Annotated in this window: 1 protein-coding gene; it reads right to left on the bottom strand. The window is 63.6% G+C overall.

What is annotated here, in order from left to right; translation table 11 throughout:
* A partial coding sequence (istA, locus tag ACZLZY_RS24900) for an IS21 family transposase (RefSeq protein WP_472936645.1) occupies nt 1–794 on the bottom strand: 794 nt, incomplete at its 3' end.
* Between the last annotated feature and the right edge of the window lie 5 nt (nt 795–799).

A 799-nucleotide genomic window follows, 5' to 3' on the forward strand; every position in this document is an offset into this window, starting at 1 on the left:
TCCAACGATGGCACGTTTGGTATCGGCTGCCAGAGCCGGTGTCGGGCATCCTGGACGTTCTTCTCGATCTGGCCCTTCTCCCAGCCGGACGCCGGGTTGCAGAACTCGGCCTCGAACAGGAAGTGGCTGACCATCGCCGAGAAGCGGATGTTGACCTGGCGCTGCTTGCCGCGGCCCACCTTGTCGACGGCAGTTCTCATGTTGTCGTAGATGCCTCGCCGTGGAACGCCGCCGAGAACGCGGAAGGCGTGGTTGTGGGCGTCGAACAGCATCTCGTGGGTCTGAAGCAGGTATGCTCGCAGCGTGAAGGCGCGGCTGTAGGACAGCTTGACGTGGGCGACCTGCAATTTGGTTCGCTCGCCGGCGATGATCGCCCAGTCCTCGGACCAATCGAACTGGAAGGCCTCGCCTGGCACGAAGGCCAGGGGCACGAAGGTGCCGCGGCCGGTGGTCTGTTGCTCGCGCTGCCGGGCCGCCTTCCAATCCCGGGCAAAGGCGGCAACGCGGTTATAGGAGCCCCCATAGCCGAGAACGGCCAGATCGGTGTGCAACTGCTTGATCGTGCGCTTTTGCTTGCGGGACTTGCCCGTCTCGACACGCAGCATCGCCGAGAGTTTGTCGGCGTAGGGATCCAGCTTGCTCGGTCGGTCCGGAGCCGTGAACTGCGGCTCGACGCTGTCGGCGCGCAGGTACTTGCGAACCGTGTTCCGGGAAAGGCCGCTACGCCGGGAGATCTCCCTGATCGAGAAATCGTCGCGGTGACGCCAGCGTCGAATGACACTCAATAACTCCATGTCGA

This window comes from Mesocryomonas lacus (genome assembly GCF_055730135.2).